We start from the raw sequence: 15419 nt of genomic DNA on the forward strand, positions 1-15419 counted from the left end.
GCGGCATGCTTTTTTACGGCGCTCCTTCCATGTGCAGACTCTCCTTGGCATCCGGTCGCCTTTCCTGCATCCATGGAGCTTTTCCCGCAGGAAGCGCTGCCTCGATCCGACCGCCTTTCCTGCGCCTGCGGAACTCTTTCCCCACGGGGGGCGCCCCACTCCATCGGCTACAGCATCCCTTTTGTCGACGGAACGCCTTTGACGCGCGGGTCGATCATCGTTGCTTCATCGAGCGCCCGCCCGAGCGCCTTAAACACCGCTTCGACCATATGGTGCGTATTGCGCCCGTAATGGACGATGACATGCAAGTTCATCCGCGCTTCAAGCGCCAGTTTCCATAAAAACTCATGCACGAGTTCGACATCAAACGCGCCGACTTTCGCTGCCGGAAACTCGCCGCGAAACTCAAAATGCGGGCGATTGCTCAAGTCGATCACAACTTGCGCCAAGGCGTCATCCATCGGCACAAACGCGTTGCCGTACCGCTTGATTCCTTTTTTGTCGCCAAGCGCTTCCTTGATCGCCTGCCCGAGGCAAATGCCGATGTCTTCCGTCGTATGGTGGTCGTCAATATGCGTGTCGCCTTTGGCCTCAATGTGCAAATCGAACTGGCCGTGCTTGGCGAACAAATCGAGCATATGGGTTAAAAACGGCACGCCCGTTTCCAGTTCCGCCTTCCCTTCGCCATCCAACGAAAGCGATAACTGAATGCTCGTCTCGTTCGTCGTTCTTGCGATCATCGCTTCCCTTGCCATCATTCATTCCCCTTTCTCGAGCCGCACCTCAATGGCGCGCGCGTGCGCCTCCAGCCCCTCGAGGCGGGCAAAGGCGGCGATTTTGTCGCCATGTTGTTTCAATGCGGTTTCACTGTAAACAATCACGCTTGATTTTTTCACAAACTCGTCAACGCTCAAGCCGCTTGAGAATCTGGCCGTGCCGTTGGTTGGCAGCACGTGGTTCGGCCCGGCGAAATAGTCGCCGACCGGCTCGGAGCTGAAGCGGCCGAAAAACATCGCTCCCGCATGGCGGAGCCGGCCGAAAAGCGAGAGCGGTTCTGCCGTCATCACTTCCAAATGCTCCGGCGCCAGTTCGTTCACGACATCCACCGCTTCCTCAAGCGTCTCGGTGACGTAAATGGCGCCGTAGTTCTCGAGCGCCGCTTGGGCAATGTCGCGGCGCGGCAGCGTTTCCAGCTGCCGTTCGACTTCGCTCGCCACCGCCAGCGCCAATTTCATCGACGGCGTCACCAAAATGGCCGACGCCCGCACGTCATGCTCGGCTTGCGACAACAAATCCGCCGCAATCTCATCCGGTCGGGCCGTTTCATCCGCCAGCACGACAATTTCGCTCGGCCCCGCGATCATGTCGATCGCCACATGCCCGAACACTTCCCGCTTCGCCAATGCCACATAAATATTGCCCGGCCCGAAAATTTTGTCAACCGGCCGGATCGTTTCCGTCCCATAAGCAAGCGCGGCGATCGCCTGCGCGCCGCCGACTTTGTAAATTTCCGTCACGCCGAGTTCATAGGCGGCGGCCAGCACCCCAGCCGGGAGCGTGCCGTCTTTGTTTGGCGGCGAGGTGATGACAATCCGTTTCACCCCCGCCACTTGTGCGGGAATAACGTTCATCAGCACAGACGACGGATAAGCGGCCGTCCCGCCTGGCACGTACAACCCGACCGCATCGAGCGGCGTCACCTTTTGTCCGAGAATCGTGCCGTCTTCTTTCGTCATCCACCATGATTCGCGCTTTTGCCGTTTGTGGTAGTCGCGAATGTTGGCCGCCGCTTGGCGAATGATCTCCAGCATCTCCGCGTCCATCGCCGCATGCGCGCGCTTCATTTCCTCTTCCGTCACCTTGAGCGAATCCAGCTTGACGCCGTCAAACCGTTCCGTATATTCTTTCAGCGCCGCATCGCCGCGGTCGCGCACATTGGCGATGATATCAAGCACCGCGCGCCGCTGCTCCTCCGTTCCGCTTTCAATCGTGCGCCGCAGCGAGACGCCGCCTCGGATCCGTTCGATTTTCATCGTTCGCTCCCCTTTCTGTGACGTCCATCGGTTTTCGTCCATTGGCAATCTGTATCGATGCAATTTGAAGCTTTACCATTTGCAGCTTTTACCGAGTATTTGATCGACTGTCGGGCGACCGAACAACGCCGCTTAAAGACCCATATATGGGTCTGTGAAGCAGGCGGTTGTTCGATCCTCCGTCAGTCGAAAATGGACAAACCGCTTTTCCGTCAAGGATATGTTAAAGTTCTTCGTTGCATCTATATGCTATTTTCCAACGGCGTTGTCAACGCCGCTCCGCCATTCCCGAATCTCCACCAACCCATTCTTCGGAAACCGCCCATTTCCGCTCTGTCACACCTTTTTTCCTACGGCTGGGGAATGACCGCCGCCAATCGGTCGACCAACCGTTCAATGTCCCCGCCGTTTAGCCGGTAGCTCGCCGGGTTGACAATCAGGCGCGACGTCACCTCGGCGATCCGTTCAAGTTCGACAAGCCCGTTTTCTCTGAGCGTCCGCCCCGTGGAAACGATGTCCACGATCCGGTCGGCAAGGCCGATCAGCGGGGCGAGTTCAATGGATCCGTTCAGGCGGATGATTTCGACTTGCTCGCCTTGCTCGCGAAAATACGTTGACGCGATGTTCGGGTATTTCGTCGCCACCCTTGGTGCGATTTCGTTCATCTTGGCGCCGGGCAGCCCGGCGACCGCCAAATGGCAGCGGCTGATGTGCAAATCGAGCAGTTCGTACACATCCCGTTCTTCTTCCATCAGCACGTCCTTGCCGGCAATGCCCAAATCCGCGACCCCATGCTCGACATAGGTGACGACATCCATCGGTTTCGCCAAAATAAAGCGCATGTTTTCCTCTGGCACATCAATGACGAGCTTGCGCGACTCGGTAAATTCCGGCGGCAGCGCATAATCCGCCCGCCGCAGCAACTCGACCGCCTCTTCAAAAATGCGCCCTTTTGGCATGGCAATCGTCAGCATCATTCTTCCTCCTTGCTCCTCATCATGTCAAATGCGGCGCTGGGCCTTGAGTACACCGCATGCTCTCCACCGCCATGGGCAGCCTTTCCCGTCCGTTCTTCGCATCCGCTCTGTCCCGCCAATCGCTGCCGTTTTCAACAGCGTCGATGACCAACCGGCGGCGCCTTCTCTGTTATGTTCACTGCCCATCGCGCCCGCTGCGGCCAAGCAAATACACGATCGACCGGTAGCGCTGGCTGTAGGCGTCAATATCACGAATGCCGGCAATGTGCTGCAAGACGACGCGCTTGCCTTCCGCCCGTTTCGCTTCGGCCAATTCCACCGCTTCCGCCAGCCGCTCTTGGCTGAACACGATGCACTCGATGTCATCGCGCACATCCGTTTCCCCAATCGCCTCAATCAACCGATCGACGCGCAACCCAAACCCCGTCGCCGGCGCCGGGCGCGAGAACTTCGCCAATAAATCATCATACCGCCCGCCGTTGCCGATCGGGAATCCCACTTGCTCGGCGTACACTTCAAACAAAATGCCAGTGTAATAGCTCATATGGCTGACAAGCGCCATATCGAGCTTCACCGCCTCGGCCACTCCGTACGTCCGAAGCACCGCCATGAGCACCGCCAGCTCATCGGCCGCCCGCCGCCCCTTCTCGCTTGTGACGAGCGTTTTCGCCTGTTCAATCACGTCCGTTCCACCGCGCAAGGAAAGAAGATCCAACAGCCGCTTTTGATCGATCGACGAAAGCGGCCACGACTTCACATGTTCACGGTAGCCGACGTAATTTTTCTCATATAAAAAACGGCGCAATACACTCGCCCGCTCCTCATTCCCTAAAATCTCCAAAAACAGAGCATTGACATAACCGATATGGCCGACCGCCACCGAAAACCGCCCGAGTCCCGTCCGCTTCAGCAGGGCGACCATTAAACTGATCACCTCGGCGTCGGCCGTCACCGTGCCGTCGCCGATCAACTCCACACCGATCTGTTCAAACTCCGCCGGCCGCCCGCCTTCGCGCTGCTGGGCGCGGAACACATTGGCGTTGTACGCCAGCCGGAGCGGATTGCCGTCGTCATACAACCGCGACGCCGCCACCCGGGCGATCGGCGCCGTCATATCGGGCCGCAATACGAGCGTATGCCCTTGCTGATCGAGGAGCTTAAACAGCCGATGATCGGCAATCGCCGACGCCGCCCCGACCGTTTCATAATACTCAAGCGTCGGCGTTTCGATAAACTCGTACCCCCAGCGCTCAATTTCTTCCGCCATCACCGAACGCACTTGTTTTTTCAACTCATATAAAAACGGCAGCGTATCGCGCATGCCTAACGGTTTTTCAAACATGAACAGCTTTTTTGCCATGTCCCCACGCCCTTTATCGAGATGCTTTAGTTTGCTAATATGGTAGAGAAGTGAAGTTATTAGTAGTTTACTCCTTTGCGGCCACAGCGTCAAGGGGGGAATGCTTTATAAATAACAAAACGGACAAGATCGCTTCAAAAAAGGAAGCGCTTGTCCATTTCGTTCCATGTCGCATAGGCGATTATCCACAATAATGGAATAAATACCTAAAAAAGTAGAGTACTTATTTATATACATGCAACGAAAAAGTTTAACATATCATTGACGGAAAAGTCGCTTATCCACTTTTCGACTGGCGGTGACCGAACAATCACCCGCTTCGCAGCCCCATACATGGTTCCGGAAGCGGCATTGTTCGCTCGCCCGACAGTCGATCCAATCGCTCTGTAAAAACTACAAATGTTAAAGATTCAAATTGCACCTATATAGAAAACCTACGCCCGTCAGACGATCTTCATCAGTCGCATTATAAATGTTTTTTGTGTTCCAATCTTTTTATCACTTTTTCTGGAAATCTTCATTTTTCCAAACAAAACCTCGCCCCCATTCAATTGGAAGGCGGTTCATTCCGGCGGACGATGCGCATCGGGCAACCCGCGGCCATCGCCCCGGGCGGGACGTCTTGATGGACGACGGTGCCGGCGGCGACCACGGCGCGGTCGCCGATCACCACACCAGGCAAAATGGTCGAGTTCGCGCCGATCATCACCTCATCGCCGATCACCACATCGCCGAGGCGGTATTCGTCAACCAAATATTCGTGAGCGAGAATCGTCGTGTTGTAGCCGATGACGCAGTTGCGGCCGATGCGGATTTTTTCAGGGAAGAGAATATCTGGCATGACCATAAAGGCGAGCGCCGTTTGTTCGCCGATTTTCATGCCGAGAAACGTGCGGTACAGCCAGTTTTTCAGCGGCAAAAACGGCGTGTAGCGCCCGATTTGAATGATGATGACGTTTTTCAGCACTTTCCAAAACGATACGGTGCGGTACAATTGCCAGAGCGAGTTCGCCCCGTGGACAGGGTATTTTGTCGTTCGTCTCACTGGGAGGACGTTTCCTCCTTCCGTTCGTTGATGCCGACAATGGCCAGCAAATCGCTCATTTTTTCCAGCATATAGTCCGGTTCATATTGTTCCAAATAGCCGCGGCCTTTAATCGCCCAAGCGACGCCGGCCGTTTTGACGCCGGCGTTTTTGCCGGCCAAAATGTCGTGGTAGTTGTCGCCGACCATCAGCGCTTCGTCCGATTTCGACTGAAGCGCCTCAAGCGCCTTATGAATCGGTTCGGGATCCGGTTTGGGGCGGCTGACGTCATCAAGGCCGATGACGCACGAGAAAAACGGTTCCAACCGCGTTTTTCTTAACCCCATCAGGGCGGTGTCGTGCATTTTCGTCGTCACGACGCCGAGGCGGAAGCCATGGCGGTGCAGCGTTTCGATCGTCTCATACACGGTGTCAAACTCGCGGATCAGTTCGTCATGGCGGGCATGGTTGAAGGTGCGATACGTCTTCACCATCTCCTCGGCCCGTTCCGGATCGAGCGAGCTGAACGTCTCATACAGCGACGGGCCGATGAACGGCAAGACGTCCTCACGCCCGTAGCGGCCCGGATAATACTTCTCCAGCGTATGCAAAAACGACTGGATGATCAGCTCATTCGTATCAATCAACGTTCCGTCAAGGTCAAATAAAATCGTGCGAATCGTCATGATGCGGCTTCCTTTCTCATCGGGTGTTCAAAACGGCGCCAAAGGAACGCCACCGCCATCGTCAACAGCACAGCCGTAACGAGGCGAATGACCAACAACGGCCAGACCGGGATGCCGAGCGGAACGAAAATGAGCGTGTCTTCGACAACCGCATGGCAAGAAACGAGAAAAATAAACGCCAACGTCAAATCGCGCTTCGAGACGCCGTCTTCTTTCGCCGCCTGAATCATCACCCCCGCCCCATAAGCGAGGCCGAACACAAAACCGGCGGCAAGGGTGAGCGATGTGTTCGCGCTCATGCCGAGCATCTTGGTCGCTGGCGCCATCCAGCGCGAAAACGTCTCAATCCAGTGGCGTTCTTTCAACACTTGAATGATCGTCATCAATGGAATGACAATCGCAACCAGCTGGACGATGCCGGTCGCCGCTTTTTTCAGCGCCGCCAAGATGATCTCTCCCCAGCCGGACGGCGAGGCGGCTTCAGGCGAGACAAACCCATATTGAGCGAGTTCCTGCCCCCCATCCCATAGATGGGCGATCAACAAACCGGAGACAACGGCCAAGCCAATGCGCACGGCGAGCATGAGCCAAACGCTCATACCCGTCCGCGAAGCGACGGAAGACTCGACGATCAAGTTGTGAGAAAAGGAAAGCATGACAGCGAGAATGAGCACTTCTTTCACTGTAAACTCGATCGTCAGCATCGCCCCGATCGCGGCGTACAGCCCGAGCAAATTGCCGAGCACCAGCGGCACGGCCGCGTCGCCGGATAAGCCGAACCACTTCATCAGGGGAGTGACAAGGTCGATCAACCATGAAAATAAAGGGGTCGGCTGCAACAGCGCTAAAATGAGCGTCACTGGAAAAATGATTTTGCCGAGCGCCCATGACGTCTTCAGTCCGGCGATGACGCCGCGCTGCAATGTTCCTACCATATCTCCTCTCTCCTTCGCTTGTCTTCATGCCGCCGTGTGACCTTTTCACCACACGCCGCCTCTCTTTTTCCCTAGTCATCCGTCAACGGATAAGGACGGCTATTCGTCTTGATACCTTGCTTTTGCCCATCCTTTCGCCCGGCGCACGATCCACAGCGCGATCGACAACACGATCAGCGTCACGGATACGACTTGGGCCGCGCGCAGACTGCCGGCCAGCATCAAGCTGTCGGTGCGCATCCCTTCAATCCAGAAACGGCCAACCGAATACCAAATCAAATAGGACAAAAACAGCTCGCCGCGCCGCAAATTGACGCGCCGCAGCCAAAGAAGCAAGAAAAAGCCGACGAGGTTCCAAAGGGACTCATATAAAAAAGTCGGATGCCAATAACGGCCGTCAATGTACATTTGATTGATGATCCAATCCGGCAAATGCAAATTTTCAAGAAACTGGCGCGACACAGGGCCGCCGTGCGCCTCTTGGTTCATAAAATTGCCCCAGCGCCCGATCGCCTGGCCTAAAATGATGCTTGGTGCGGCAATATCGGCGAGCTTCCAAAACGACAGCCCGCGCGCGCGGGCGAACACCGCGCCCGTCGCCACCGCCCCGATCAAACCGCCGTGAATGGCGAGGCCGCCTTGCCAAACTTTTGGAATCTCGGACAAATGCTTTGAATAATAGTGCCATTCAAACAGCACGTAGTACGCCCGCGCGCAGACAATGGCGATCGGCACGGCAAATAACACCAAATCGACAAACGTCTCTTTCGGCAAGCCGCGCCGCACTGCTTCGCGCGTCGCGAGCCATAGCCCAATCAACACACCGGTGCCGATAATGACCCCATACCAATAAATCGTAATGGGGCCAAGGTGCAAAAACACGCGGTCGAGCGGCTGAATCGTCGATTCCATCGTTTCCACCTCCTATGCTCCATGCCCAAACGAGATCCATTCCTTTGACGCAAGAAACATCAGTCGTAATCGTGCGCGCCGTCTTCGATGGCGTCGCTCAATCGCGCCGAAAACTCCTCAGCCGCGTTGACCCCGAGCCGCTTCAGCCGGAAGTTCATCGCCGCCACTTCGACGATGACCGCCAAGTTGCGCCCTGGGCGGACCGGAATCGTTAATTTCGGCAATTCGGTATCCAAAATTTTCACTTTCTCTTCTTCCAACCCGAGCCGATCGTACTGCTTCTCCGGATCCCAAAGCTCCAAGTCGACGACGAGCGAAATGCGCTTATGCGTCCGCACCGCCCCTGCGCCGAACAGCGTCATCATATTAATAATGCCGAGGCCGCGAATTTCAAGCAGATGCTCGATCAGCTCCGGCGCGCTGCCGACGAGCGTATCTTCATCTTCTTGGCGGATTTCCACACAGTCGTCGGCGACCAACCGATGGCCGCGTTTGACGAGCTCCAGCGCCGTTTCGCTTTTGCCGACGCCGCTTTTGCCCGTGATCAACACCCCGACGCCGTACACATCGACAAGCACCCCGTGCACCGCGGTGGTGGGGGCGAGCTTGCTTTCCAAATAGTTTGTCAATCGGCTTGACAGGCGGGTCGTTTTCATCGTCGAGCGCATGACCGGCACCGACTGGCGCTCAGACGCTTCGATCAGCTCCGGCGGCACTTCCAATCCACGCGAGACGATGATCCCTGGCGTAATGTCGGTGCAAAGCCGTTCCATCCGCGACTTTTTTTCTTCCGGCGTCAACGTTTCATAAAACGACAGCTCCGTCCGTCCGAGCAGCTGCAGACGCTCCGCCGGGTAATAGGCGAAATAGCCGGCCATTTCAATCCCCGGCCGCGACAAATCGCTTGTCGTAATCGGGCGGTAAATGCCCTCCGCGCCGCTGACGAGCTCGAGCTGGAACTGTTCAATGATGTCTTTCGTCCGCACTTTTGGCATACGTCGCCTTTCTCCCCTTTCTTCATCTTTTTCCATTGTAACACGTTTCGTTCCGCCATTGAATGGAAAACATCGGGGAAAACAAAACAGGGACGGCTCCCCCCGTCCCGATCAAGCCAAACACATCAAACCGAAACGATCTTCACCGCATCGTTTCTCCCATTGCAACCCCTTGCCGCATTTGCCATCTTTTCACACGATCACGGAAAACCATGGCGCCACCGGCCTTCCAATGGATCACGCCCCCGTTACGACCGGTTGCGCAGCGGCTCGATAATCGCTTTTTGCACGAGCAGGTGGAAAAACGACAAGACGATCGATGCGAGCAGCGCCGTGCCAAAGCCGCCGATTTGAAACGCATCGCCCATCAGCCCTGCAGTCATCATGAGCGTGATGGCGTTAATGACAAACAAAAACAAACCGAGCGTCAACACTGTCACCGGCAGCGTCAACAAGATGAGCACAGGGCGAACGACGGCGTTGAGCACCGCCAAAATCACGCTCGCCAAAAACGCCGCGCCGATGCCGCTGAAGTGAATATCGTCAAAATAGCCGTCAATCGCCATCAGCAGCACCGTATTGATAAACACACCGATCAGCCAATTGAGCATCCCATCACCATCTTTATTCGAGTCTCGCGCCCGCCGGCCACACCTTGTTACAGTCCCAAAGAAACGGGGCCACGGCATTCGCCGGCAAACGGGCGCTTTCTCTTATTTTAACACTTGAATCCCTTTTATGACATTCCAAACGATGACAACGAGATTTACCGCCCCAGCAACGAGGAACCCAAGCCAGACGAGCCCGCCGCCAAAAAGAAGCGATTCCTCGCCCCAATGGCCGAACAGCACCGGCGACGCGGCCAACGCAATGAACAAGAGGATCGTAACGGCCGGAATCAAATGCGACACGAGCGACCGCTTCGCATGGCGTTTGACTTCAAGATCTTCGACAACAAAATAGACGACAATCGGCAAAATGAACGGCGCAAAAAAGACGCTGAAATAACAAAGCGCGGACAACACTTTGTTCGTCGACAATCGGCAATCCCCTTTCCAAGTTTCCTTTACCTGTATATACGACGGCCGCTAGGAAAAGTTTCCTGCCGACGGCAAAAAAAGGCGGCGGACGCCGGTGCCCCAAGCGGCGGACAAAGCCGCAAAGGCCTTTACGCCTTCACCGCTTCATATTGCGCCTGCATGCGCGCCCGGTCGCGCTCGAGAATCGGTTTTAAGTAGCGGCCGGTGTGCGACTCCTCCACCTCGGCCACCTCTTCCGGCGTGCCGACAGCGACGATTTGTCCGCCTCGGTCGCCGCCTTCCGGACCTAAGTCAATGATATAGTCCGCGGTTTTGATGACGTCCAAGTTATGTTCAATGACAAGCACGGTATCGCCGTTGTCGACGAGCCGGTGGAGCACATCAAGCAGCCGGGCGATGTCATCGACATGAAGCCCGGTCGTCGGCTCGTCCAAAATGTAGAGCGTCCGGCCGTTGGAGCGGCGGTGAAGCTCAGCGGCGAGCTTGACGCGCTGCGCCTCGCCGCCCGAGAGCGTCGTCGCCGGCTGGCCGAGCTTCATATAACCGAGCCCGACGTCATAGAGCGTCTCGAGCTTGCGTTTGATTTTCGGGATCGAGGCGAAAAAGTCGAGCGCATCTTCGACCGTCATGTCGAGCACCTCGGCGATGTTTTTTCCTTTATACGTCACCTCGAGCGTCTCGCGGTTGTACCGTTTGCCGTGGCACACTTCGCACGGGACGTACACGTCCGGCAAAAAGTGCATCTCAATTTTGATGATGCCATCGCCATGGCACGCCTCGCAGCGCCCGCCTTTGACATTGAAGCTGAACCGCCCTTTTTTGTAGCCGCGCACTTTCGCTTCGTTCGTCGAGGCAAACACGTCGCGGATGTCGTCAAACACCCCGGTGTACGTCGCCGGGTTCGAGCGTGGCGTGCGGCCGATCGGCGACTGGTCGATGTCAATGACTTTATCGAGATGCTCCAGCCCGCGGATGCCGCGATGTTCGCCCGGTTTCGCCTTCGCCCGGTGCAGCTTTTGCGCCAGCGCCTTATACAACACTTCGTTCACGAGCGTGCTTTTGCCCGAGCCCGACACCCCGGTGACAGCGACAAACGTGCCGAGCGGGATTTTCACCGATACGTTTTTCAAGTTATGCTCGCGCGCGCCGACGACCTCAAGCCAACGTCCGTCCGGACGGCGACGCTCGGTCGGAATCGGGATGAATTTTTTCCCCGATAAATACTGGCCGGTGAGCGAGTTCGGGTCGTTCATCACTTCTTCCGGCGTGCCGGCGGCGACGACCTCGCCGCCGTGGATGCCCGCCCCCGGACCAATGTCAATCAAATAGTCCGCGGCCAGCATGGTATCCTCGTCGTGCTCCACCACAATGAGCGTATTGCCGAGGTCGCGCATGCTTTTCAACGTCGCGATCAGCCGGTCGTTGTCGCGCTGATGAAGCCCGATCGACGGCTCGTCGAGCACGTACAGCACCCCCGTCAGCCGCGAGCCGATCTGCGTCGCCAAGCGGATGCGCTGCGCCTCGCCGCCGGAGAGCGTTCCTGCCGAGCGGCTGAGCGTCAAATAGTCGAGGCCGACGTTTTGCAAAAAGCCGAGCCGGTCGCGAATTTCACGCAAAATGAGGCGGGCGATTTGCGCTTCTTTTTCGGTCAGCTCGAGCCCGTCAAAAAAGGCGAGCGCCTCGGTCACCGACATGGCGGTGACCTCGCCGATATGCTTGCCGCCGACAAGGACGGCCAGGCTTTCTTTTTTCAGCCGGTAGCCTTGGCATGTCGGACATGGTTGTTCCGCCATATACTTTTCCATCTGCTCGCGGATGTAGTCCGAGCTCGTCTCGCGATAGCGGCGTTCGACGTTCGGAATGACGCCTTCAAATGCGATGTATTGTTCGCGCACTTGTCCGAAATCATTCGTATAGCGGAAATAAATCGGCTCTCCGCCGCTGCCGTACAAAATTTTATCGAGCTGCTCTTTCGGCAAATCTCTGACCGGCACGTCCATCGGGATGCCGTAATGGCGGCACACGGCTTCGAGCAGCTGCGGGTAATATTGCGAGCTTTGCGGCTCCCACGGAGCGATGGCGTGTTCTTTTAACGTCAGCTCATCGTTCGGGATGACCAAATCGAGATCCACTTCGAGCTTCGCCCCGAGCCCGTCGCAGTCCGGGCAGGCGCCGAATGGACTGTTGAACGAAAACAGACGCGGTTCAAGCTCCCCGATCGAAAAGCCGCAGTACGGACAAGCGTGCTTTTCGCTGAACAAGAGCTCCCCCTCGCCGATCACGTCAACGACCACTTTGCCGTCGGCGAGCTTCAGCGCCGTCTCAAGCGAATCGGCAAGCCTGGCGGCGATGCCGTCTTTGATGATGATGCGGTCGACGACGACATCAATCGAATGTTTTTTGTTTTTTTCCAGCTCAATGTCCTCCGTCAACTCGCGCATCTCGCCGTCAATGCGGACGCGCACATACCCTTGTTTGCGAATATCCTCCAATGTCTTGGCGTGCGTCCCTTTTTTTCCCGAGACGATCGGCGCCAAAATTTGCATTTTCGTCCGCTCCGGGTAAGCGAGCAGCCGGTCGACCATTTGCTCGATCGTCTGCGATTGGATTTCAATGCCGTGCGTCGGGCAAATGGGGCGGCCGATGCGGGCGAACAGCAGCCGTAAATAATCGTAAATTTCCGTCACCGTGCCGACGGTTGAGCGCGGGTTGCGGCTCGTCGTTTTTTGATCGATCGAAATGGCCGGCGACAACCCTTCAATCGCATCGACGTCCGGTTTTTCCATCTGCCCTAAAAACTGGCGGGCATACGCCGACAGCGATTCGACGTAGCGGCGCTGGCCTTCCGCGTAAATCGTATCAAACGCCAGCGACGACTTCCCCGACCCGGACAGCCCGGTCAAGACGACGAGCTTGCCGCGCGGGATTTCGACGTCAATGTTTTTCAAGTTGTGGGCGCGCGCCCCTTTGACGACAATTTTATCCATTCCGTTCATCCGGCCATCACCCTTCCGCTTTCAATTCGAAAATGATATCGCGCAGCTGGGCGGCCCGCTCGAAGTCGAGCGCTTTGGCCGCCTCTTTCATTTCCGCTTCGAGCGTTCGAATCAGCTCTTCCCGCTCTTGTTTCGTCATCGCTGCCGCCGGCTTTGCCTCGTACATCTCCGTCTCTTCCGCCGCATACGTCGCGCGGATGACGTCGCGAATCTCCTTTTTCACCGTGCGCGGCACGATGCCGTGCTTTCGGTTGTACTCTTCTTGAATCGCGCGGCGCCGCTTCGTCTCTTGAATGGCGATTTCCATCGATTTCGTGATCGTATCGGCGTACATGATCACATGGCCGTTCGCGTTGCGCGCCGCCCGGCCGATCGTCTGGATGAGCGAGCGCTCCGAGCGCAAAAACCCTTCTTTGTCGGCGTCCAAAATGGCGACAAGCGACACTTCCGGAATGTCGAGCCCTTCGCGAAGCAAGTTGATGCCGACCAATACATCGTATTTGCCGAGCCGCAAATCGCGGATGATTTCAATGCGCTCGAGCGTCTTAATTTCCGAATGCAAATACGCCACCTTGATCCCCGCTTCTTTCAAATAATCGGTCAAATCTTCCGCCATCTTTTTCGTCAGCGTCGTCACCAACGTCCGCTCGTTCCGCTCGACGCGCTCGCGAATTTCGCCGATCAAATCGTCGATTTGCCCTTTCGTCGGGCGGACGTCGATCGTTGGGTCGAGAAGCCCGGTCGGGCGGATGATTTGTTCGACAACGCCCGGGCTGTGTTCAAGCTCATACGGCCCCGGCGTCGCTGAGACGTAAATAATTTGATTGATTTTTTGCTCGAACTCTTCAAACGTGAGCGGCCGGTTGTCAAGCGCCGACGGCAGACGGAAGCCGTGGTCGACAAGCACTTGCTTGCGCGCCCGGTCGCCGTTGTACATGCCGCGCAGCTGCGGCAAGGTGACGTGCGACTCATCAACGATGATCAAAAAATCGTCCGGAAAATAGTCAAGCAATGTATACGGCGTCGAGCCTGGCGGCCGCAGCGCCAAATGGCGCGAGTAGTTTTCGATGCCGGAACAAAAGCCCATCTCGCGCATCATTTCAAGGTCATAGCGCGTCCGCTGCTCAAGCCGCTGCGCCTCTAAGAGCTTTCCTTGCGCGCGCAGTTCGGCAAGCCGCTCCTCAAGCTCTTGTTCGATGTTTTGAATGGCGAGCCGCATTTTCTCCTCGCGCGTCACGAAGTGCGACGCCGGGAAAATGGCGACATGCTCGCGCTCGCCGAGCACCTCGCCGGTTAAGGCGTCCACCTCGCGGATGCGCTCGATTTCATCGCCGAAAAATTCGACGCGGATGCAATGTTCATCGCGCGACGCGGGGAAAATTTCGACAACATCGCCGCGGACGCGGAACGTGCCGCGGCGAAAATCGATGTCATTGCGGTCGTATTGGATGTCGACAAGCCGCCGAAGCAACGCGTTGCGCTCGATCTCCATCCCAACGCGCAGCGATACGACCAGTTCGCGGTACTCTTCCGGCGACCCTAAACCGTAAATGCACGACACGCTCGCAACGATAATCACGTCCCGGCGCTCAAACAAGGCTGATGTCGCCGAGTGCCGCAATTTGTCGATTTCATCGTTGATTTTCGCGTCTTTTTCAATGTACGTATCCGTCTGCGGCACATACGCTTCCGGCTGATAGTAATCGTAATAGCTGACAAAATATTCGACGGCGTTGTGCGGGAAAAACTCTTTCAGCTCGCTGTACAATTGGCCAGCGAGCGTTTTGTTGTGGGCGATGACAAGCGTCGGTTTGTTGACTTGGGCGATCACGTTCGAGATCGTAAACGTTTTGCCCGTCCCCGTCGCCCCAAGCAGCGTTTGATGCTTCACCCCGCGGCGCAGGCCGTCAACGAGCTTGGCGATCGCCTGCGGCTGATCGCCTTGCGGTTCGTATGGCGCCACTAATTGAAAACGGCCCTCCACCGTTTCGCCTCCTCCTTCGTACCATCTTTCCCCATTGTATCACATCGTGATGATCCATGCATCAAAAATGCGAACTCATATTCGTACCAACCCACTCAGCGTTTTCCATCGCTTCGCACCGAAAAACGCGAAAAAGCGGACCCATTCATGCCCAAGGTCCGCGTCTTCGCTCCGTTCCGTTTCGACAATCCGAGGTTCAGCCGACGATGCCTTTTTCCAAAAACAGACGGTTGAACCGACAACGCCGCTTCATTTTTGCTTCAGATAGTCGAGCATGCGGCCGGCCCAAAGAAAGCCGGCGATCGTCGATGCAATGTCAGCGACGATTTCATGCAGCTCATCCGTATAGCCTTTCAAGTAGGAAGCGACAAGCAGCGCCGTCGTCAACAGCACAGCAATGTACCGATTGTACGTCACCCGCGCAAACAACAGCACCAATAAGCACGGAATGATGAGTGCCGCCAAAAACCACATGAT

At 56.5% G+C, this 15419-nt stretch carries 14 protein-coding genes; all 14 read right to left on the bottom strand.

What is annotated here, in order from left to right; translation table 11 throughout:
- Positions 1–167: 167 nt before the first annotated feature.
- Positions 168–755 carry an imidazoleglycerol-phosphate dehydratase HisB gene (gene hisB / locus DI44_RS01640; RefSeq protein WP_011232544.1) on the bottom strand — a complete coding sequence of 196 codons (588 nt, stop codon included), beginning with the start codon at positions 753–755 and terminating at the stop codon, positions 168–170.
- A 3-nt stretch (positions 756–758) separates the two neighbouring features.
- Positions 759–2033, bottom strand: coding sequence for a histidinol dehydrogenase (gene hisD, locus DI44_RS01635; protein WP_014196732.1), 1275 nt, complete (start codon positions 2031–2033; stop codon positions 759–761).
- A 350-nt stretch (positions 2034–2383) separates the two neighbouring features.
- Positions 2384–3007: an ATP phosphoribosyltransferase gene (gene hisG, locus DI44_RS01630; protein WP_015375795.1), complete on the bottom strand. Its 624-nt coding sequence runs from the start codon at positions 3005–3007 to the stop codon at positions 2384–2386.
- 178 nt (positions 3008–3185) lie between these two features.
- Positions 3186–4370 (bottom strand): ATP phosphoribosyltransferase regulatory subunit, encoded by a 1185-nt coding sequence (locus DI44_RS01625; protein ID WP_011232547.1) that lies wholly within the window; start codon positions 4368–4370, stop codon positions 3186–3188.
- A gap of 547 nt (positions 4371–4917) precedes the next feature.
- Positions 4918–5415, bottom strand: a complete 498-nt coding sequence (locus DI44_RS01620; RefSeq protein ID WP_021321645.1) for an acyltransferase — start codon at positions 5413–5415, stop codon at positions 4918–4920.
- Positions 5412–6080, bottom strand: coding sequence for a pyrophosphatase PpaX (ppaX, locus tag DI44_RS01615; protein WP_011232549.1), 669 nt, complete (start codon positions 6078–6080; stop codon positions 5412–5414). Before ppaX ends, DI44_RS01620 begins: the two co-directional genes overlap by 4 nt.
- Entirely contained in the window at positions 6077–7015 is a 939-nt protein-coding gene (locus DI44_RS01610) for a nucleoside recognition domain-containing protein (protein WP_011232550.1), read from the bottom strand. The genes ppaX and DI44_RS01610 overlap by 4 nt, the downstream gene beginning before the upstream one ends.
- A gap of 99 nt (positions 7016–7114) precedes the next feature.
- Positions 7115–7927, bottom strand: coding sequence for a prolipoprotein diacylglyceryl transferase (gene lgt, locus DI44_RS01605; protein ID WP_011232551.1), 813 nt, complete (start codon positions 7925–7927; stop codon positions 7115–7117).
- A 59-nt stretch (positions 7928–7986) separates the two neighbouring features.
- Positions 7987–8922 carry an HPr(Ser) kinase/phosphatase gene (gene hprK / locus DI44_RS01600; protein WP_011232552.1) on the bottom strand — a complete coding sequence of 312 codons (936 nt, stop codon included), beginning with the start codon at positions 8920–8922 and terminating at the stop codon, positions 7987–7989.
- A gap of 248 nt (positions 8923–9170) precedes the next feature.
- Positions 9171–9533 (bottom strand): phage holin family protein, encoded by a 363-nt coding sequence (locus tag DI44_RS01595; protein ID WP_011232553.1) that lies wholly within the window; start codon positions 9531–9533, stop codon positions 9171–9173.
- Between the two features lie 102 nt (positions 9534–9635).
- Entirely contained in the window at positions 9636–9962 is a 327-nt protein-coding gene (locus DI44_RS01590; protein ID WP_011232554.1) for a DUF4870 domain-containing protein, read from the bottom strand.
- A gap of 128 nt (positions 9963–10090) precedes the next feature.
- Positions 10091–12958 (bottom strand): excinuclease ABC subunit UvrA, encoded by a 2868-nt coding sequence (uvrA, locus tag DI44_RS01585; protein WP_014196737.1) that lies wholly within the window; start codon positions 12956–12958, stop codon positions 10091–10093.
- Between the two features lie 7 nt (positions 12959–12965).
- Entirely contained in the window at positions 12966–14942 is a 1977-nt protein-coding gene (gene uvrB, locus DI44_RS01580; RefSeq protein WP_021321647.1) for an excinuclease ABC subunit UvrB, read from the bottom strand.
- 249 nt (positions 14943–15191) lie between these two features.
- The gene (locus DI44_RS01575) at positions 15192–15416 is read right to left on the bottom strand and encodes a CsbA family protein (RefSeq protein ID WP_011232557.1); all 225 of its coding nucleotides are present in this window, start codon (positions 15414–15416) and stop codon (positions 15192–15194) included.
- Positions 15417–15419 lie beyond the last annotated feature (3 nt).

The sequence above is a fragment of the Geobacillus sp. CAMR5420 genome (genome assembly GCF_000691465.1).
In the GTDB taxonomy this organism is placed as follows: domain Bacteria; phylum Bacillota; class Bacilli; order Bacillales; family Anoxybacillaceae; genus Geobacillus; species Geobacillus thermoleovorans.

Bases quoted from the DNA above. Each gene is read 5' to 3' on its own strand.
- hisD (WP_014196732.1), bottom strand. From the start codon at position 2,033: ATGAAAATCGAACGGATCCGAGGCGGCGTCTCGCTGCGGCGCACGATT.
- DI44_RS01575 (WP_011232557.1), bottom strand. From the start codon at position 15,416: ATGTGGTTTTTGGCGGCACTCATCATTCCGTGCTTATTGGTGCTGTTG.
- hisB (WP_011232544.1), bottom strand. From the start codon at position 755: ATGGCAAGGGAAGCGATGATCGCAAGAACGACGAACGAGACGAGCATT.
- ppaX (WP_011232549.1), bottom strand. From the start codon at position 6,080: ATGACGATTCGCACGATTTTATTTGACCTTGACGGAACGTTGATTGAT.
- DI44_RS01595 (WP_011232553.1), bottom strand. From the start codon at position 9,533: ATGCTCAATTGGCTGATCGGTGTGTTTATCAATACGGTGCTGCTGATG.
- hisG (WP_015375795.1), bottom strand. From the start codon at position 3,007: ATGCTGACGATTGCCATGCCAAAAGGGCGCATTTTTGAAGAGGCGGTC.
- hprK (WP_011232552.1), bottom strand. From the start codon at position 8,922: ATGCCAAAAGTGCGGACGAAAGACATCATTGAACAGTTCCAGCTCGAG.
- uvrA (WP_014196737.1), bottom strand. From the start codon at position 12,958: ATGAACGGAATGGATAAAATTGTCGTCAAAGGGGCGCGCGCCCACAAC.
- DI44_RS01625 (WP_011232547.1), bottom strand. From the start codon at position 4,370: ATGGCAAAAAAGCTGTTCATGTTTGAAAAACCGTTAGGCATGCGCGAT.
- lgt (WP_011232551.1), bottom strand. From the start codon at position 7,927: ATGGAATCGACGATTCAGCCGCTCGACCGCGTGTTTTTGCACCTTGGC.
- DI44_RS01610 (WP_011232550.1), bottom strand. From the start codon at position 7,015: ATGGTAGGAACATTGCAGCGCGGCGTCATCGCCGGACTGAAGACGTCA.